General features: G+C 73.1%; 18 protein-coding genes, 1 pseudogene and 1 riboswitch. Of the genes and pseudogenes, 7 read left to right on the plus strand and 12 right to left on the minus strand.

Going from position 1 to position 18094, the window contains the following annotated elements:
- Window positions 1–6: 6 nt before the first annotated feature.
- Together ELQ39_RS06810 and ELQ39_RS06815 are read right to left on the minus strand one after the other, a co-directional pair.
- Window positions 7–1146, minus strand: coding sequence for a DUF418 domain-containing protein (locus tag ELQ39_RS06810; protein WP_242591370.1), 1140 nt, complete (start codon window positions 1144–1146; stop codon window positions 7–9).
- Window positions 1147–1645: 499 nt separating this feature from the next.
- Window positions 1646–2155, minus strand: coding sequence for a hypothetical protein (locus tag ELQ39_RS06815; protein WP_190001197.1), 510 nt, complete (start codon window positions 2153–2155; stop codon window positions 1646–1648).
- A gap of 199 nt (window positions 2156–2354) precedes the next feature.
- Here ELQ39_RS06815 and ELQ39_RS06820 point away from each other — a divergent pair, with 199 nt between their 5' ends.
- Window positions 2355–3422, plus strand: a complete 1068-nt coding sequence (locus ELQ39_RS06820; RefSeq protein WP_242591371.1) for a hypothetical protein — start codon at window positions 2355–2357, stop codon at window positions 3420–3422.
- Between the two features lie 37 nt (window positions 3423–3459).
- On the opposite strand, the gene ELQ39_RS06825 is transcribed toward ELQ39_RS06820, so the two are convergent.
- From ELQ39_RS06825 to ELQ39_RS06845, 5 genes are read right to left on the minus strand one after another with little or no spacing between them, the layout of a single operon-like run.
- A complete protein-coding gene (locus tag ELQ39_RS06825) occupies window positions 3460–4119 on the minus strand; it encodes an ABC transporter ATP-binding protein (RefSeq protein WP_242591372.1) in 660 nt (219 codons plus the stop codon).
- A complete protein-coding gene (locus ELQ39_RS06830) occupies window positions 4112–5104 on the minus strand; it encodes an ABC transporter ATP-binding protein (RefSeq protein ID WP_242591373.1) in 993 nt (330 codons plus the stop codon). Before ELQ39_RS06830 ends, ELQ39_RS06825 begins: the two co-directional genes overlap by 8 nt.
- Window positions 5101–5991, minus strand: coding sequence for an ABC transporter permease (locus ELQ39_RS06835; RefSeq protein WP_225640307.1), 891 nt, complete (start codon window positions 5989–5991; stop codon window positions 5101–5103). Before ELQ39_RS06835 ends, ELQ39_RS06830 begins: the two co-directional genes overlap by 4 nt.
- Window positions 5988–6956: an ABC transporter permease gene (locus tag ELQ39_RS06840; protein WP_242595557.1), complete on the minus strand. Its 969-nt coding sequence runs from the start codon at window positions 6954–6956 to the stop codon at window positions 5988–5990. The genes ELQ39_RS06835 and ELQ39_RS06840 overlap by 4 nt, the downstream gene beginning before the upstream one ends.
- A 20-nt stretch (window positions 6957–6976) precedes the next feature.
- Window positions 6977–8569 carry an ABC transporter substrate-binding protein gene (locus ELQ39_RS06845; protein ID WP_242591374.1) on the minus strand — a complete coding sequence of 531 codons (1593 nt, stop codon included), beginning with the start codon at window positions 8567–8569 and terminating at the stop codon, window positions 6977–6979.
- Between the two features lie 191 nt (window positions 8570–8760).
- Window positions 8761–8943: riboswitch (cobalamin riboswitch) on the plus strand.
- Window positions 8944–8973: 30 nt separating this feature from the next.
- On the opposite strand from ELQ39_RS06845, the gene ELQ39_RS06850 reads away from it, so the two are divergent.
- Genes ELQ39_RS06850 through ELQ39_RS06865 form a run of 4 tightly spaced genes read left to right on the plus strand, consistent with a single transcriptional unit; the run spans window position 8974 to window position 11666 of the window.
- Window positions 8974–9684 (plus strand): energy-coupling factor ABC transporter permease, encoded by a 711-nt coding sequence (locus ELQ39_RS06850; protein WP_225625060.1) that lies wholly within the window; start codon window positions 8974–8976, stop codon window positions 9682–9684.
- Window positions 9681–10052, plus strand: a complete 372-nt coding sequence (locus tag ELQ39_RS06855) for an energy-coupling factor ABC transporter substrate-binding protein (RefSeq protein ID WP_190001190.1) — start codon at window positions 9681–9683, stop codon at window positions 10050–10052. The genes ELQ39_RS06850 and ELQ39_RS06855 overlap by 4 nt, the downstream gene beginning before the upstream one ends.
- Before the next feature lie 7 nt (window positions 10053–10059).
- Window positions 10060–10809, plus strand: coding sequence for a cobalt ECF transporter T component CbiQ (gene cbiQ / locus ELQ39_RS06860; RefSeq protein WP_242591375.1), 750 nt, complete (start codon window positions 10060–10062; stop codon window positions 10807–10809).
- Entirely contained in the window at window positions 10806–11666 is an 861-nt protein-coding gene (locus ELQ39_RS06865) for an ATP-binding cassette domain-containing protein (protein WP_242591376.1), read from the plus strand. The genes cbiQ and ELQ39_RS06865 overlap by 4 nt, the downstream gene beginning before the upstream one ends.
- A 15-nt stretch (window positions 11667–11681) precedes the next feature.
- Here ELQ39_RS06865 and ELQ39_RS06870 read toward each other — a convergent pair whose 3' ends face one another.
- The 3 genes and pseudogenes from ELQ39_RS06870 to ELQ39_RS06880 all read right to left on the minus strand — a co-directional run.
- Window positions 11682–12197 (minus strand): hypothetical protein, encoded by a 516-nt coding sequence (locus ELQ39_RS06870; RefSeq protein WP_242591377.1) that lies wholly within the window; start codon window positions 12195–12197, stop codon window positions 11682–11684.
- A 142-nt stretch (window positions 12198–12339) separates the two neighbouring features.
- Complete coding sequence (locus tag ELQ39_RS06875; protein ID WP_337662994.1) at window positions 12340–13134, minus strand: SGNH/GDSL hydrolase family protein; 795 nt, start codon at window positions 13132–13134, stop codon at window positions 12340–12342.
- Window positions 13135–13399: 265 nt separating this feature from the next.
- A pseudogene (locus tag ELQ39_RS06880) lies at window positions 13400–14185 on the minus strand (DNA repair ATPase); the annotation flags it as partial.
- Between the two features lie 619 nt (window positions 14186–14804).
- Here ELQ39_RS06880 and ELQ39_RS06885 point away from each other — a divergent pair.
- Window positions 14805–15866, plus strand: a complete 1062-nt coding sequence (locus ELQ39_RS06885; RefSeq protein WP_242591378.1) for a PucR family transcriptional regulator — start codon at window positions 14805–14807, stop codon at window positions 15864–15866.
- Window positions 15867–16291: 425 nt separating this feature from the next.
- Here the strand turns inward: ELQ39_RS06885 and ELQ39_RS06890 are convergent, their stop codons facing one another.
- The gene (locus ELQ39_RS06890; RefSeq protein WP_242591379.1) at window positions 16292–16735 is read right to left on the minus strand and encodes a DUF6299 family protein; all 444 of its coding nucleotides are present in this window, start codon (window positions 16733–16735) and stop codon (window positions 16292–16294) included.
- A gap of 237 nt (window positions 16736–16972) precedes the next feature.
- Here ELQ39_RS06890 and ELQ39_RS06895 point away from each other — a divergent pair, with 237 nt between their 5' ends.
- Window positions 16973–17167 carry a DUF5999 family protein gene (locus tag ELQ39_RS06895; protein ID WP_242591380.1) on the plus strand — a complete coding sequence of 65 codons (195 nt, stop codon included), beginning with the start codon at window positions 16973–16975 and terminating at the stop codon, window positions 17165–17167.
- A gap of 82 nt (window positions 17168–17249) precedes the next feature.
- Here the strand turns inward: ELQ39_RS06895 and ELQ39_RS06900 are convergent, their stop codons facing one another.
- The gene (locus ELQ39_RS06900; RefSeq protein ID WP_242591381.1) at window positions 17250–18074 is read right to left on the minus strand and encodes an alpha/beta fold hydrolase; all 825 of its coding nucleotides are present in this window, start codon (window positions 18072–18074) and stop codon (window positions 17250–17252) included.
- Window positions 18075–18094 lie beyond the last annotated feature (20 nt).

An 18094-nucleotide genomic window follows, 5' to 3' on the forward strand; every position in this document is an offset into this window, starting at 1 on the left:
TACGCGTCACCGCCCGTACGTCACCCGCCTGACCAGCACCTCGAACGGACCCCGGCGGCCCTTGAGGTGGAGATGGCGGGCGAGGAGGACGGTCGCGGTCCACGTCGCGAGGGCGAGGATCGCCGTGGAGGTGACCGTCAGGTCCGCGGACAGGTCCAGAAGGAACGGCGTGAAGACCAGCGTCCAGACGACCGACTGCGCCAGGTAGCAGGTCATCGACCGCCGGCCCGTCGCCGCGACGGCCTCCACCACCTTTCCGCGCCGGTTCCCGAGCCGGTGCGCCAGCAGCGTCACCGCCGCCGCGTAGCCGAGGCCGCCGAGGACGCCTGTCGCGTCGTGCAGAGGGCCGATCAGTTCCAGGGCCGGACGGTCCGGCACCGGCGTGATCCCGGCGAGCATCAGGGACACCGGCTGAGCGCCCAGCACGGCCGCGCCGATGCCCACGGACGCCGTCACCCGTAGCAACGTGCCGTACCCCTCGGGCCGTTCGAGGATGCGGCAGCGTCCCGCCCACAGGCCGAGCAGGAAAGGGCACAGGAAGCCAAGCGGTCCGAGCAGCGCGATCCAGGGCGTCACCTGCGCGCGCTCGACAACCGCCGTCGCGACGTCCGGCGGGAGCAGCGCGGCGTCCGGCGGATCCGTGCTGATGCTCAGCGAGTCGTCGCCGGGCAGGGCGCAGAACACGAAGAAGAGCGCTGCGGTCGCCAGCAGCCAGCCGTCCTTCCAGCGGACCGTCCACGCGCCCAGGAACAGCAGGACGCCGTACGCGGTCAGGATGTCGCCCGCGTAGAGCAGCAGGCCGTGCAGGGTGCCGATGACGACCAGGGCCAGGGCGCGCCGCCACAGCAGCCGCCGCACCGCGCGCGGGCCGGCGTCGGTCCGGCGGCGCACCATGTGGGCGACGCCGTAGCCGAAGAGCAGGCCGAACATCGGGAACGCGCGGCCGTCCACGAAGGTCGCGATCAGCCAGGTGACGGCCGAGTCGAGGGACGAGCCTTCCTGCGGATGGCCGCCGAGCACCGGGCGGCCGGACAGGAAGTAGTGGGAGTTGGCCAGCGCGATGAACAGGAGCATGAAGCCCCGCGCCAGATCGGGCGCGAGGGCACGGGCGGTGACGGCGGTCGGCTCGGACGTTCGGGTCGGCATGCGTCCAGTTCATCCGCGGACGTCCTGCGGAGGTATCCGGCGGAAGTCGGCAGCCGGGCGACTTTCGTCCACGGTCGGCCCCGCCCGACGGGACCAAGGAAGCAGTGATGTCAGTGGTGGCTGCCACCATCGGCGCATGGACAGCGAGGAGTTCGACCGGGGGGCGCTCCCGTGCCGTTGGCAGGACGAGCGGGTGCCGAGCGAGGACGAGGCCGTGGAACTGGCGGAGGGGGACACGACCCTCGCCGGTCCGGCGCTCGCGGCCCCGCCGGCGTCCGAGGCCGAGGCTGCCGACGCGGAGCGCCGCCTGCTGGGCCGCTCCGGAGGAGGGGTTCGGCCTCTCCCTTCCCCGGCAGGCCCTGGCCGAGAGCGTCCTGCCGGAGCCGACCACCCGGTCCTGGAGCCGCGCGCCCCGGGAGGGCGAGGTCTTCTCCTGCGTCACCGTCGGCGCCGGGAAGCCGTGGCGGTGACCCCGGGGCGTGCGGCCGGGGTCACCTGCTCACGCCGCCTCGTGAATCACCAGCTTGAACTCCGCCAGCACGATTCTGCGGGCCACGCTGTCGTCGTGGGTGGCCCGCACCGCGAGGGGGACGGACGGGTCGACGAAGATGCCCCAGCTCTTGGTCCAGCACTGCATGCCCGGGCTGGGCGGGCGGTGTTCCGTGGCCGTGGTGTCGTCGGGGTTGGGAGTGAGACCGAGGGGGTCACGGACGAACTGGTCGCGGAGTTCGGCGTAGTTGCCGGCCTCCCACTGGATCATCGCGTAGAGGGTGCCCCAGCCCGCCACGCTGGGCCATATCAGGCCGGAGCGGGGGTCGGAGTCCCAGTTGGTGATGACGTAGCCGTCCGGCTGGTTGACCTGGTGCATGGCGAAGGCGTCGCTGGACTCGGCGGATCCGAAGGGGAACCGGACGACCGTGTAGGGACTGTTCGCCGGGACGGTCTGCGGGGTGTCCCGTTTGAGGGAACAGACCTGGACCCCTCCGGCGGCAGTGGTGTGAGTGGACATGGTCCGGTTCTTCCCGGCGTACGGGCCGGTGAGTCGCGCGCGGGCCGCTTCCGTGCGCCATTTCTCCGCTGAACTTGCTTTTGCCATACAACCGTTCGAGTTGGTCGGTCGTCTGACATGACGACCGGACCGGTCGCTTGACAAGGAGATCGTCATTTTCGCGCTGCGCAAGACCCTGACCACCACCGCCGTCGCCGGCATGGTGCTCGCCGGCACCGCCGCCTGCGGGACCGTGGAGAACCTGTCCGCCGGACAGAAGCTGGACAACGCCTTCGAGAAGCTCGGCAAGGAGCGTTCGGTCGCCTTCGAGCTGGACCTCGACACCGACGCGAAGTCGCTGATGGCGCTGGACGCCGAGGCGTCGGAGCCGGGCGAGGAGATGACCCCCGAGATCGCCGAGCTGCTCAGCGAGGCGACGATCAGCGTCTCCATGCACTCGAAGAAGCCGATCGAGGAGTCCGAGGAGAAGGACTTCACGGCGATGGCGATGAAGGTCAGCGGTCCGGACGGCGCCCTCCTCGAGTACCGGCTGGTCGGGGACTGGATCTACGCCCGTGTCGACGCCGCGGCGCTCGGCGAGATGTCGGGCAGCCCGCTGCCGTCGGCCGGTGAACTGCCGCCGGAGGCGGGGGCGTTCAAGAAGCTCCTCGAAGGCGGGTGGATCAAGCTCTCCATGAAGGAGATGGAGAAGGCCGGCAAGAACATGTCGGGGGCGGAGGGCTTCGGGACCGAGGAGCCGTCCGCGGAGCCCAGCCTCGACGCCAAGACGCAGAAGAAGCTGACGGACGCGTTGAAGAAGGTCATCGCCGAGGAGGTCGACTTCACCACCTCCGGCGGCTCGGACGGCACCGAGCACATCAAGGCGACCGCGCCGTTCCGCACGCTGGTGACCGAGCTGTTCGGTGCGCTGAAGCCGCTGCAGAACGAGCTGCCGGGCGGCGAGGAGCTGCCCACCGCCAAGGACTTCGCCGACGCCCCCAACAAGAAGGTCAGCGCCGACTTCACGCTGAAGAACGGCGAGCTGACCGAGGTGTCCGTCGACCTCGCGAAGCTGGCGGAGAAGGCGAAGCCCAAGAAGCTCGCGCTGGTGCTGCGCGTGAGCGAGGGCGACAAGCCCGAGGCGCCCGCCGGGGCGACCGAGCTGAACATCGAGGAACTGATGACCAGCATGCTCTCCGGCGCCTTCGGCGGGGCCGCCGCCGACGAGGAGTTCGGGGACGTCCCGCTCGAGGAGGGGGACCTCGCGGGCGACGCCCAGATGTGGTGACCCGGTCTCCGGGAGGCGGGTCCTGGCCTCCCGGGCCTCAGCCCGCGGTCACCGCCTCCCAGGGGAGCGTACGGTCGCACCAGCGGTTCAGCAGGGTGCGGTCGTGGCCGACCGACAGCAGGCCCGCGCCCGTCGACGCCCGGTAGTCCTCCACGACCCGCACCAGTGCGGCCGTGGTCGACGCGTCGAGCATCGCCGTCATCTCGTCGCACACCAGCCAGCGGGGCTCCAGGGACAACGCCCGGGCGAGGCAGGCCCGTTGCAGCTGGCCGTCGCTCACCTCGTGCGGGCGGCGGCCGAGCAGGTCCGGGGTGAGGGCCACGGTGTCGGCCAGTTCCCGTACGCGCTCGGCGGCCGATGCGCGCCGGCCCGTGGCCCGCAGGGGTTCCGCGATCAGGTCGGCGAGGCGCAGCCGGGGGTCGGCGGCGAGGCGGGGCTGCTGGAAGACCACGCCGATCGCGGTGCGCTGCTCGCGGGGGGCGCGGTGCCGGAAGCCGCGGACGGGCGTGCCGTCGAGGACGACCTCCCCGGCGTCCGGCCGGTGCAGCAGCGCGGCGACCCGGGCGAGGGTCGACTTTCCGCAGCCGCTCGGGCCGAGCAGGCCCACCGCCTCGCCCGGGGTGACGGTGAGGTGCGCGTCGCGGACGACGGGGGCGCGGCGGTCGTAGCCGGCGGTGACGGCGCGCAGCTCAAGCACGGGTGTCCTCCGGGGTGCGGGTCGCGTGAGAGGCGTCGGCGGGGGCCGTCACCGGGTGGTGGCAGGCGACGGAGTCCGCGAACGGCGGGAGCGCGCCGCAGGCGTCCGTCGCGCGGTCGCAGCGGGGGGCGAAGGCGCACCCGTCGGGGAGGCTGCCCAGCTCCGGGGGCAGACCCGGGACGGGCGTGAAGGATCGCTCGGGGAGCGCCTCCAGCAGGCCCCGGCTGTAGGGGTGGCGAGGACCCGGGGAGCCGAAGAAGGCGGCCGCGTCCGTGAGTTCGACGATGCGGCCCGCGTACATGACCGCGACACGGTCGGCGATGCGCTCGGCGGCCGCCAGGTCGTGCGTGATCATCAACAGGGCGTGACCGTCGTCCACGTGCCGGCGCAGTTCGTCGACCGTGCGGTCCACCAGGTCGCGGTCCAGGCCGGTGGTCGGTTCGTCCGCGAGCAGCAGCGGGGCGCCGCCGATCAGCGCGAGGGCGGTCACGGCGCGCTGGGCCAGCCCGCCGGACAGTTCGTGCGGGTGCCGGTCGAGGTGGTCCAGGGGGAACTCGGCGCGCAGCGAAGCCTGTTCGGCCGCCTTGCGGCGGGCGGCACGGCCGCGGACGCCGGTGAGGCGGGCGACCGTCTCCTCGATGTGCGAGCGGATCGTGCGCACGGGGGTGAGGTGGGCCGCCGGTGACTGCGGGACCAGGCCGACACGGCGGCCGCGTACGGTGCGGGCGAGGGTGCGTTCGTCCGCCGTGAGCAGGTCGAGGTCGCCCAGGTGGGCGTGGCCGGCGGTGCGGGCGTTGCCCGGGAGGAGACCGAGCAGGGCGGACGCCAGCACGGACTTGCCGCACCCGCTCTCCCCGACGAGCGCGAGGCACTCCCCCGGCGCCACGTCGAACGACGCGTCCGACACGGCGTCGACGCGGCGCCCTCCGGGGAGCAGGAAGCGGACGGACAGGTCGCGTACCGCAAGCAGGGGCGCGGGCGTCACAGCATCAGCTCCGATCGGCGGCGGGGGTTGATCCGTTCGCGCCAGGCACCGGCCAGGCCGGCGACCGCGAGGGTGGGGACGATCAGGAACAGGCCGGGGAAGAGGGTGGGCCACCACTGGCCGGCGAGGAGGGAGCCTCGGGCGCCCTGGATCAGCGTGCCGAGGCTCGCGGTGTGGGTGGGCAGGCCCAGGCCGAGGAAGGACAGGGCCGACTCGTGCCACATGGCGTGCGGGACCATCAGGACGGCGGCGAGACCGGCCTGCGGCAGCACGCCCGGCAGCAGGTGGCGTACCGTCACCCGCCACCGCGACGCCCCGCCGGAGACGGCCGCGTCGATGAAGGGCCGGGACCGCAGCGACAGCACCTCCGCGCGGACGATGCGCGCGGTGGACAGCCAGTGGGTGAGGGCGACGGAGATCACCACCGGCCAGACGCCCGGACGGAACATGGCCACGATGAAGATGCCGAGCAGCAGGTGCGGCACGGAGGACAGGGTGTCGACGAGGCGCATCACCAGGCGGTCGGCCCAGCCGCCCAGGGCGCCGGCGGCGGCCCCCACCGCCGTGCCGATGACCGTGGCGGTGAGTGCGGCCACCACGCCCACCAGCAGCGACACCCGCAGCCCGTAGACGCAGCGCAGCAGCAGGTCGCGGCCCACGTCGTCGGTGCCGAACGGGTGCGCCCAGCTGGGCGGTTCGAGCTTGGCGGCCAGGTCGACAGCCTGCTGGTCGAGCTGGACCAGCGGCGGGACGAGCAGCACCGCCAGCACGGTCACGGCGACCAGGGCGGCGCAGGCGCGCAACCGCAGGACGTGCGTGGAGCGGCGGGAGGTCCCGTGCGCGCGCCAGGCCGGCCTCACGTCCGCCGTGTCGGCGTCGGTCGTCACATCTCCTCCAGCTTCACCCTCGGGTCGATCAGCCCGTAGAGCAGGTCGGCGAGCAGGTTGCCGGCGAGGACCGCGGCGGTGGCGAGCGTGGTGAGCGCGGCGAGCAGCGGGAAGTCGACCGCCGTGGCCGCCTCCACCGTGGCCGAGGCGATGCCGGGCCAGCTGAAGACGGTCTCCACCAGGAGCGCCCCGGTGATGAGTTCCGGCACGCGGGAGCCGATGAGGGTGAGCACCGGCAGCAGCCCGGAGCGCAGGGCGTGGCCGAGCAGCACGGTGCGTTCGCTCAGGCCGCGCGCCCGCGCCCCGCGGACGGGGTCCTCCGCGAGCGCGTCGCCGACGCCCTGGCGGACGTAGAGCGTGAACCAGGGCAGTTGGGAGACGGCGAGGACACCGGCGGGGAGGACCAGGTGCTCGATCAGGCCGCCGAAGGTGACCCGGTCGCTGCCGGTGTCGGTGAGGCCGCCCGCCGGGAGGACGTCCAGCTGGAGGGCGAACAGCCACACCGCGAGCAGCGCGATCCAGAAGACCGGCGCGGCCTCCAGCACGTACGCGGCGGAGGTGACCGCGCGGTCCACGAGGGAGCCGGGGCGTCGGGCCGCGAGCACGCCGAGGACCGTGCCGAGCAGCACGGCCGCGGCGAACGCGACGGCGCACAACAGCGTGGACCACAGCAGCCGTTCGCCGATGACCTCGGCCACCGGCTGGCGCATCACCGCCGACTGGCCGAGGTCGCCGCCGAGGGCGGAGGTCAGCCAGTCCCACCAGCGGGCGGTGAACGGCCGGTCCACGCCGAGGTTCTCCCGCAGCCGGTCCAGGGTCTCCTGGTCGGCGCCGAGCGCTGCGGTGCCCGCGTACGCCTTCACGGGGTCGAACGGGGACGCCGCGGCGACGGCGAACACCCCGAACGTGACGACGAGGAGCACCGGCACGGCGTACAGCGCGCGGCGCGCCGTGAGCCGTGCCATGGGGCGCCAGAGGGCGTGGGTCATGGCGCGGGCTGCCAGTCCTCGACGTTCCACCAGGGTCCGGCGGCGAAGCCGTGCTCGTGGGGTTCCGTCTGGGTGGTGAGGCCCTTCCAGCGGTCGGCGAGCACGTACAGGTGGTCGATGTGGGTGAGGAAGGTGTAGCCGGGGTCCTTCACGAGGGCGCGCTGCAGGGCGTCGTAGGCGGCCTTGCGGGTCTCCGGGTCCTGGCTGCGGCGGCCTGTCTCCAGGGCGCGGTCGACGGCCGGGTTGTCGTAGTGGGCCATGTTGTTGAAGCCGTCGCCGGCGAGGGAGGAGTGCAGCATCGTGTAGAGCCCGAAGTCCGGGTCGCCGGTGCTGCCGAAGCCCGCGAGGACGGCGTCCCGGTGCATGCGGGGCTCGATGACCTCCCAGGTGGCGCTCTCCACCCGGACGTCGATGCCGGCCTTCTTGGCGTCGGAGGCGTAGGCGAGGGCGTGGTCCTGACGGACCTTGTCGCCGGAGGGGTAGTACAGCGTGAAGCGGGCGGGGCGGCCGTCCTTGGCGCGGATGCCGTCCTCGCCCTTCGTCCAGCCTGCGGCGTCGAGGATGCGGCCGGCCTCGGCGAGGTCGCGGGAGCGCTCGGTGTCCTCGGCGAACCAGGGGTCGTCGACGGGCAGGGGCCCGTAGGCGGGGCGGCCGGCGCCGTCGAGGATCTTGTCGACCATGGCCTGCCGGTCGACGGCGAGGTCGAGGGCGCGGCGGATCGCCGTGTCGCCGGTGACGGGGTTGCCGCTGGGAAGGGTGACGACGCGGACGTCGTAGGAGGTGGCCCGGTACGTCTTCTTGTCGTCGTCGCTCTTGAAGGTGGCGGCGAGGTTGGGCGGGAGGACCGCGCCGTCGAGGTCGCCGGAGCGGAGCCGGGTGGCGCGGACGTCGTCGTCGGCGACGATCGCCATGGTGAGTTTCTTCACCTTCGGGGCGCCGCCCCAGTAGTGCGGGTTGGCCTTGAAGGTGAGCTTCTCGCCCTTGCGCCAGTCGACGAGGACGTACGGTCCGGTGCCGACCGGCTCGGTGTTGAAGGGGCCGGTGTTGGGATCCTGCTCGCCTGCGACGTGCTCGGGGACGATCGGCAGCACCGTGCGGGCGGCGAACGGCGCGTAGGGGTGGTGGAGGGTGAAGACGACCGTGTCGTCGCCCACCGCCCGGACGTCCTTGACGGCCGCGAGTTCACTCTTGGCGGTGTTGTTGGTGCCGTCGTCGAGGACCGTGCGGTAGGTGAAGACGACGTCCCGCGCGGTCAGCGGCTTGCCGTCGCTGAACTTCACGCCCTCGCGCAGGGTGTACGTGTAGGTGCGTCCGCCGTCCGTGATCCGCGGAAGCGCCCTGGCCAGCGCGGGTTCCAGGGTCATGTCGGCGGTGCGGGCGAGGAGGCCGTCGAACAGCTTGGAGTTGCCGTCCTTGCCGTAGCCGAGGAGCGGGCTGAGGGTGTCGGGCTCGGTGGAGACGCCGATCACCACCGACTCGCCGGCCGCCGCGCCGTCCGCGGTGCCGGAGCCCGGCGCCGAGCAGGCGGAGACCGCCGCGGCCGTCGCCAGCACGGCGGCGGCGCCCCGTATGCGTCGTCGGGTCGTCATCGAACCTCACATCCCTGTTGCTGGAAAATAGCTCTTGCATATTAGTTGCAGGAAGACCTTGACCAGAACGGCGGCCCCCCAGTCGCCGGGGTTGCCGGGCCGCCCGAACGCGCAGGTGTGCGCCGGGGTCCGAGCCGCCGGGCGCCCTCCGCGCGCCCCCGCCGCCGCTTGTCACCGGGCCGCGACGGGGACTACTGTCACCACGCCTTGGTGACGGGAAATCGGTGCGATACCGGTGCGGCCCTCGCCACTGTGATCGGGAAGTCCGGCTCCGGCCCTCACGGGCAGCCACTGGGTCCTCAAGGACCCGGGAAGGCGGAGCACGGGCGGTGGTACCCGTCAGCCAGGAGACCGGCCAAGGCGCGTCAACCATCCACGAGGTGCTGGAGAGGGTCTGCTGAGCCATGCACATTGCCGAGGGTTTCCTGCCTCCGGCGCACGCGGTCGCCTGGGGCGTCGCGTCGGCGCCGTTCGTCGTCCACGGAGCCCGGTCGCTCATCCGTGACGTCAGAGAGCACCCCGAGAGCACGCTGCTGCTGGGCGCGTCGGGAGCGTTCACGTTCGTCCTTTCCGCGCTGAAACTGCCTTCCGTGACCGGGAGTTGCTCCCACCCCACCGGGACCGGGCTGGGCGCGATCCTGTTCCGGCCGCCGGTCATGGCGGTACTCGGGACCATCACCCTGCTGTTCCAGGCTCTGCTGCTCGCCCACGGAGGACTCACCACGCTCGGCGCCAACGTCTTCTCCATGGCGATCGTCGGCCCCTGGGCCGGGTACGCCGTCTACCGGCTGCTGCGCCGGTACGACGTGCCGCTGATGGGCGCGGTGTTCTGCGGCGCGTTCGTCGCCGACCTGTCGACGTACTGCGTGACCAGCGTCCAGCTCGCGCTGGCGTTCCCCGACCCGGGCAGCGGGTTCCTGGGCGCGCTGGGGAAGTTCGGCTCCATCTTCGCCGTCACGCAGATCCCGCTCGCGGTCAGCGAGGGGTTGCTGACGGTGCTGGTGATGCGCCTGCTGGTGCAGTCCAGCAAGGGCGAGCTGACCCGGCTCGGGGTGCTGGTCACCTCGGCGGCCGGGGGCAAGCGGGCCGAGTCGGCCGAGGCGGTGACCCGGTGAGCCGCAACGCGAAGATCAACACCCTGCTCCTGCTGCTCGTGGCCGCCCTCGCCGTGATCCCGCTGGCGCTGGGGCTCGGCGACCACAAGGAGGAACCGTTCACCGGGGCGGACGGCGAGGCGGAGACCGCGATCACCGAGATCGACCCGGACTACGAGCCGTGGTTCTCGCCGCTGTACGAACCGCCGTCCGGGGAGATCGAGTCGGCGCTGTTCGCCCTTCAGGCCGCGCTCGGCGCGGGGGTCCTGGCGTACTACTTCGGGTTGCGGCGCGGGCGCCGGCAGGGCGAGGCGCGGGCCCGTGAGCGGGCCGGCGCACAGGACGCGGACGCGGGTGTGCGCGGCGGCGCCGACGGCGGACGGGACTGACAGGCCCGTGCTGCCGATCGACGTGGCGGCGCACAGCAGCCGCTGGCGCCGCCGCCACCCCGTGGACAAGGCCGTCCTCGGTCTCGGTCTCACCGTCCTCGCGATCTCGCTGCCCCCGTGGCCGGGCGCCGCGCTGGTGCTGGTCACCGCGCTGGCGCTGCTGCTCGGCCCTGCGGGCGTGCCGGCCGGGCGGCTGTGGCGGGCCTACCGGGTGCCGCTGGGGTTCTGCGTCACCGGGGCGCTGACCCTGCTGGTGCGGGTGGGCGGACCCGGCGGTCTCGTGTCGCCCGCCCCCGACGGGCCACTGAGGGCCGGGGAGTTGCTGCTGCGCACCTCGGCGGCCTCGCTGGGCGTGCTGCTGTTCGCCTTCACCACGCCGATGTCGGACCTGCTGCCCCGCCTGGTGCGCGCCGGGGTGCCCGCGCCGCTCGTGGACGTGGCGCTGGTGACGTACCGGATGAGCTTCCTGCTGCTGGACTCCGTGCGCCGGGTGCACCGGGCACAGGCGGCGCGGCTCGGCCACACCACCCGTGCGGCGACCTGGCGTTCGCTCGGCGGTCTCGGGGCGACCGCGTTCGTGCGGTCCTTCGACCGCGCGGCGCGGCTGCAGACCGGACTCGCGGGCCGCGGCTACGACGGCGCCCTGCGCGTGCTGGTGCCGGAGGCCCGGGTGTCCGTCCGGTTCACGGCCGCCGGCGGGACGCTTCTTGCAGCGCTGGCCGCCCTCACCTTCGTACTGGAAAGGCCCCTGTCGTGAGCGGATCCGTGCTGGTGGCACTGCGGGACGTGTCGTTCGCGTACGAGGAAGGGCCGCCGGTGTTCACCGGGCTCGACTTCGAGGTGCACGAGGGAAGGGCGCTGGCCCTGCTGGGGCGCAACGGCTGCGGCAAGACCACGCTGATGCGGCTGCTGAGCGGCGGACTGCGGCCGCTAGGCGGTCGGTTGCTGCTGTCGGGCCGTGCGGTGCGGCACGACCGGAAGGGGCTGACGGCGCTGCGCACCACCGTGCAGCTGGTGGTGCAGGACCCGGACGACCAGTTGTTCGCGGCGTCCGTGGGGCAGGACGTGTCGTTCGGGCCGCTGAACCTGGGGCTGCCCGACGCGGAGGTGCGGGCGCGGGTGGCGGAGGCGCTGGAGGCGCTGGACATCACCGCGCTCGCCGACCGGCCCACGCATCTGCTGTCGTACGGGCAGCGGAAACGGACGGCGATCGCGGGCGCGGTCGCGATGCGGCCGCGGGTGCTGATCCTGGACGAGCCGACGGCGGGCCTCGATCCCGACGGCCAGGAACGGCTGCTGGCCACTCTGGACAGGCTTCGGGAGGGCGGCACGACGGTGGTGATGGCCACGCACGACGTGGATCTCGCCCTGCGCTGGGCCGACGACGCGGCGCTGCTCACCCCGTCGGGCGCCCACACCGGCCCGGCCCCGCAGATGCTGTCCCGGCGGGACCTCCTCACGGCGGCGGGGCTCAGGCTGCCGTGGGGCGTGGCGGCCGGCCTGCTCCTGCGGGCGCACGGTGTCCGGACGGGCGGGGGCGCCGGTCCCCGCACCCCGGAGGAGCTGGCGGCGCTGGCCGCCCTGCCGGAGTACGGGGACCGGAGTGCGGGCTAGAACCTCGACGAGGCGTCAGCAACCGCCGCAGTTGTAGTACGTGACGTCCCAGTGGTTGCCCTCGTCGGCGTAGATGTTGCCCGAGCCGGACCGCCACTGCTGGGCCCCGTCTCCGCGCACGCCGATGTAGGTGAAGGTGTTCTTGATGTAGTTTCCGACGCAGGTGGTCTTGGAGTAGTCGAGCTTGTAGCCGTTCCAGTGCGAGTACGTGCCGGAGGCGTGCCCGGTCTCGGTGCCGCCGGTGATGTTCAGGGCGCAGCCGCTGGCCCGCTTCAGGGTCTGCGCGCCCTGGGCGGTGGCCAGGTTGAGCTGGTCGAAGGACGTGCAGGTGGACACGTTGCGGTTGGAGCAGCCTCCGGACGACGACCAGGTGATGCCGACCTGGCTGAACATGGAGGTCGCGGTGGCGTGGCTGATCTTGGTGACGGCGGCGGCCTCGCCTGCGGTGCCCATGACAACGGCACCGGGTGCGGCGACGAGAGCGAGGGCGGTCAGGAGCGAGCGGAGCTTCGGGGCCTTGGGGGTCTTCATGTGGGGGACCTTCCTGCTGAGGGGCCAGGGTTCGGGGGGGGAACTGCCGTGCAGGTGGGGCAGACAGATGATGCCCGGGGTCTACGCGCGTCCGCCAGAGGACGAAACGGAATGCTGTCGCCCGCGCGTCGGTGTCGTCCCGTCAGACCGCCGAGCGGAAGGCGGGGAGGTAGCCGGAGGACTGGCCGACGGCCTTCGGGTGGTAGGAGTTGCCGATCGGGATGGTGACGCTGTGCAGCCAGGCGTCGCCCGAGCAGAGCTCGTGCCCGGTGAACTCGTCGGCCACGCCGGACCAGGCGAACCCGGCGTTGGCCGCGCGCTTCGCGATGACCCCGTTGAGCGTGTCGCCCGCGCTGTTGATGGCGCCGCGCTCGGTCTCGCTGAGGCCGGCGATGCAGCTGCCCGACAGCTTGTAGAAGCGCGGGTAGCCGAGGACCACCACGCGGGCCTGCGGGGCGCGGGAGCGGATGGCCGAGTACAGCGAGTCGAGCTTGCCCGGCAGGGAGTTCTGCATCTGCGAGACGGCGTTGTTCACGGCGGAGACGCAGGTGGCCTCGCTCTGCAGGACGCAGGTCTGCATGACGTCGGCGAAGCCGATGTCGTTGCCGCCCGCGGTGACGCTGACGAGGGTGGTGGTGGAGGACAGCGCGCCCAGCTGGGTGGAGGCCACGCTCGTGGTCGTCGCGCCCGAGCAGGCGACGAACCTGAACGACGCGGGGGCGTTGGCGTTGCTCCACAGCTGCGGGTAGGCGGCGGTGCTGCGTTTGCAGACGCCGCTCTCGGAGGTGTAGCTCCCGGCGCCCACTCCGGAGGAGTAGGAGTCGCCGAGCGCCACGTAGTGGTGGCCGGCGGCCGCGGCAGGGTGCGCCAGGCCGAGGACGGTCGCCACACCGAGGATCAGGGTGGCGAGAGTTGTTCCCAGTGAACGCGTTGACACGTGTATCCGCCTCTCACGACGAAACTCGCGACGATGGTTGAGGGAGCAACTGGTGTTGTAGCAGGGCGGGATACCGCACGGTAACTACCGGGCGAAAAGTCTTCCGCTATGACCCGAATACTGAGGTGACCGAGTCGGCTCCGCGCGTAGATAAACCTCGACTGCGCCCTGTCCACCGCCCATTTCGGCGGCGGAAGAGTGAGCCGGGCCTCCCCCTCACGGCCCGGCACGCGGTGTGGCCGAACGGTCGGTGCGACGGCCCCGTTCAGTCCTGCCCGTCCTGCCGCGGCGGGGGCACGAGGAGACGCCGGGGGTCGGCCGCGCGCGTGATCGCCGACTCCACCGCCGGGTTGCGGTCGCCGAGCAGGGCGAGGGCGGACACCGCGCGGGCGAGGGCGTCGTCGTCGGGGCCGCCCAGGGTAAGAGTGCGGACGTGGGCCGCCTTCACCTCGGCCCACCGGGCGACGTGTTCGGGCGTGAGCGTGCCGCGCAGCTCGGCGAGCTTCAGGAGGTTCGCCTCGGCGCCCGTGGTGAGGGTCTGGGCCTCGGCCGTGTAGTGGTCCTCGATCACGGCGGACAGTTCGGCGTCGTTCATCACGGGCTGGATCCGCTGGGCGATCTTGTTCATGTTGCGGTACGAGCCCTGGAGCAGGAACGGCGGCTCGGTGCGGGCGTCGTCGGAGCGGGCCGCGGACGCGATGTAGGCGGCGTTGACCGCGAGCACCGTGCGGCGGGCGGTGAGCAGATGGCGCAGCACCGCGAGCACGCGGTCGAGTTCGGTCGGCGCGTACGGGTGGCGCAGACGGTCGGGGCGGGCCGTCGGGTCGTCGGAGGCGAGCCGGATCAGCAGGTCGAGATCGGCGCGGTCGCGTCCGGCGAGCGGCGCGAGCACCGGGTTCGCGGTGAGCGCGTTCTCCACGAAGCTGAGCGCGAAGACGTCCTCCTTGCCGGTGAGGACGTCGCCCAGGTTCCACACGTCGGCCCGGTTGGCCAGCATGTCGGGCACCCGGAAGACCTCGCCGGACTCGGTGTAGGGGTTGCCGGCCTTCTTCGCGGCGACGGCGACCTCACGGGCCTGGTTCTCCCGCTGCACGCCGAGCTGTTCCTCGGTGCGCAGGAAGGCGCTCTGCGCCCGCAGCCGCTCCTCCTCGACGACCCGCGCGGTCTCCGCCTCCTCGCGTGCGGGCGAGGCGGTGACGTCAGGTGGTGGTGGAGACGGCGTCAGCCGTCCGCGCGGTTTCGCGCCGGACGCGGACGGTTGGCTTCCGCGAGGGGGCGCGCCGCACCGTCCCGGTCCGCACCGCGCGTGCGCGGGGACCGGGACGGCCAGGGTTCGTCGGGGCGCTGCGGTGCAGCGGTCCCGTGCGACGGGGGGCGGCCGGGCCGTCGGCGCGGTTCACGAAGGTCCGCATGTGCCCGCCCCCCTCTCGTCTTTCCGTCCGTGCGTGCGACGGTCGGTGTCGTCGGGCAGCACTGCTCCCCTCCGGTTCCGGGCACGGACACCTGCCGGTGTCCGGCACCGGAACCTTCCGCAGTGCTCCCCGCGAGCCATGCTGCCCGGTCCGGCCCGCACCGCGCATTGCCGGTTTCCGGCAAAGTTCACTAGGGTCTGCATGCCGGTGTGCCGCCATGAACGCATCAGGACGGCGTCGGGAACGTGAGGGGACGATGTGTCGGAACGAGAGATCCCGGAGCAGTATCTGGAGGGCTACGACCGGATACTGACCGAGGTGGCGGCCACGGGCCGGCGCCTCACCCGCGACGAACTCGCCTCCCGCCGTGCCCTCGGCGAACAGGCCGCGGAGGCCGGTTACGGGCTCCGCTCCCTCGTCATCGCCCATCTCGCCGCCGCGCGCGGCGCCTGGCCGGCCCGCGGTGAGGACGCGGCCGACGCGCTCGCCGCGGTGCAGCAGGCGGTGGACGCCTTCGCCGAAGGGTACGAGCGGGCGCAGCGGCTGGCGGTCCGTCAGGAAGAGGCGGCGCGGCGGGAGTTCATCGACGACCTGCTCTACGGCCGCAGCGACCTGGGCCGGCTGGCCGAGCGCGCCGAGCGGTTCGGGCTGCGGCTGTCCCACGAGCACGCGGTCGCCGTCGCCCGGGGCCCCGTCGCCTACGAGGAGGGCGATCCGGTGCCCCGTCAGGTGGAACGCGCCCTGATCACCCGGTTCGGCAACCGCAGCATCCTGCTCACCACCAAGGACGGGCGGCTGCTGTGCATCGCGCCCGGCCACCAGCAGGACGTGCTCACCCACTTCGCCAAGCAGGCGCACGCCGCCACGGACGGCGGCCAGGTCGCCGTCGGACGCCCGCAGCCGGGACCGGGCGGGGTGGTCCAGTCGTACGAGGAGGCGCTGAACGCGCTGGAGATCGCCGAACGGCTGGGCATGGACGACCCGGTGCTGCGCGCCTCCGACCTGCTGGTCTACCCGGTGCTGGCCCGCGACCGGCAGGCCATGGCCGACCTGGTGCACAACACGCTGGGCCCGCTGACCGAGGCGCGTGGCGGGGCCGAGCCGCTGCTGGACACGCTCACCGCCTACTTCGACTCCGGTTGCGTCGCCGCCGAGGCGGCCCGGCGGCTGTCGCTGAGCGTGCGGGCGCTGACGTACCGGCTGGAGCGGATCCACCGGCTGACCGGCGCCGACCCCGGCGACCCCGCCCACCGCTACATGCTGCAGACGGCGGTCATCGGGGCCCGGCTGCTGGACTGGCCGCATTCGGCGGCGGCGTAGCGTCAGAAGCTCGCGCCGCAGCTCCTCGGGCCCACGGCGGTCAGCCGCGGCACCTGGGCCGTCCAGCCGCGGGCGACGGCCGTCGGGGCCCGGCTGCCGAACGGACCCGACGCGCCGGCAGCGTACGGCCTACGGCTCCGTCAGAAGCTCGCCGGCGTCCCTCGGCCGGCCGCAGCTCCGGGACCTGCCGTCCGTCGGGCAGCAGGACGCGCCCGTCCTTGGCCACCGTGCTCTCGGCGAGGTCGGTCAGGGCTCCGAGGGCGTCGACGAGCCAGGGGCGCGGGACGGGCGCGAGGGCCACCGTGCGGGCGGTGCGGACCATACGGACACGGTGGCGTCCGCGAGGCGCTCCGGTCCATGCCCGGACCCGGCAGCACGCCGGCGGAGGTGCTTCCGGCGCCCGGCAACGGTCCGGCGGCCGCGGGTCAGCCTTCGACGAGGGTGACGTCGTGGTGGCCGGCGGCGTGCGGGACGGGGATGATCAGGATGCCGCTGCCGCGCAGCTCCAGCAGGGTCGCCTCGACCTTGGCCGGGCCCGCCTTCAGGGCGTCCTTCGGGGCCTTGCCGCTGTTCTGCCAGCGGTGCTCCGCGCCGTCGCACACCGCGACGGAACCGCCGATGCCGTAGCTGACGTTGGGCGTGCTCTGGTTGACCGAGGAGCTGACGTAGACCCGTCCGGTCCCGGCGGTACAGCGGTAGGTGCCGGTGAGGGTGACGGTGCCGTCGGCGGCGATCCGGCCTTCCGGGTCGACGGTGACGTACTCCGCGGGGGCGGACGGCGCGGCCGCCGCCGAGGGGACCGCCGCGGCGGCGCCGAGCAGCAGCAGCGCGGCGCAGGACGCCGTGCGGAGGAGGGGGCGTACGGGCATGAGGGGGGACCTCCGAAGTGAGCGGAAGGGGGACCTCCAGCAGTACCCGCCGCACGGGGGCGCGGCCACTCATCGTCACCCTTCGGTGGCGGACCCGCATCGGCCGTCGGGGAACCGTCCCTGCCTTGTCCGGGGACTGTCACGCTTCCCGCCGGGCCGTACCGGCGGACGGTGCGGGTGGCGCATGGTCGTGGGGTACGACGTGTTCGGCTCGTTCCACCGATGTGGAGGTGCGCCATGTGTGCCCACCGGACGTCCTGCCCGCAGACCGGCTCCCCCGCCCCGCACGTGGTGGCCGCCCACCCGGAGCAGGGCTGGACCCTGCTGTGCGACGGCGCGATCGTCTTCGACGACACGGGTGAGTTGCGGCCTGACGGTCGCGTCATCGCCCCGCACCGGCCGCCGGCGGAGGGCCTGACGGCCGCGGCTTGACCGCGCCCCCGAGGGGGCGCGGGGAACTGCGCGATAGCCCCCACCGGCCCGCGAACACTCGGCGCGGCGCCGGGCCGCCCGGTCAGCCGTTCGCCACGAACCACCGCAGCAGCGACGCCAGCCGCTGCGGGCGGTCCTCCGCGATCAGCGTCCGCGTGTTCCTCAGCTCCACCAGCCGCCCCCGCGGCAGCAGTTCCGCCAGCATGCGGCCGTGTTCCCGCGGCATCATCAGATCCTCCGCCGCCCAGACGACCAGCGCGGGCCGATCGAAGCGCCGCAGCCCCTGCGCCGCCTCCAGAAGTTCCGTACGCCGCACATGCGTGGTGTAGTGACGGAAGTCCCGGCGGATCGCCGGATCCGTGCGCAGGGGCCGGAGCCATCGCTCGGCCAGCTCGTCGGGCACCGGCCGCTTCGTCAGCGCGCCGAAGCCGACCGGAAGCCGGCGCAGCGGCTTCCAGCCCAGGGCGCGGACCATCAGCAAGACACCGCCGGGTACCCGGCACGCGAGGCCGATCATCTTGCCGGGAAGACCCGGGGGGTAGTTGTCGAAGGCCTCGCAGGAGATCAGCACCAGCCGGTCCAGCCGCTCGGGATGCCGGGCCGCGACCGTCTGCGCACGTCCGCAGTCGCTCTCGACGAGCGTGACGTCACGCAGGTCCAGCCGGTCGAGGAACTCGGCGATCAGCTCGTTGACCAGGTCCGGCGTGGGCGGCCGGGTCATGGGCGTGCGGTGCGCCCCGTACGGGAGGGTCGGCGCGATCAGGCGGTGGTCGGTGCGCAGTTCGGCGATGACATGACGCCAGACGGAGGCGTCGTGCAGCAGGCCGTGCAGCAGCACGACCACCGGCCCCTCGCCGCCCGTGTCCTCGTACGTGACGGTGCCCGCGCTCAGCTCGATCTCCGGCATCGAACCAGGCTAGGAGGAGC

Source organism: Streptomyces sp. GB4-14 (assembly GCF_022696125.1).
GTDB classification, from domain to species: domain Bacteria; phylum Actinomycetota; class Actinomycetes; order Streptomycetales; family Streptomycetaceae; genus Streptomyces; species Streptomyces werraensis.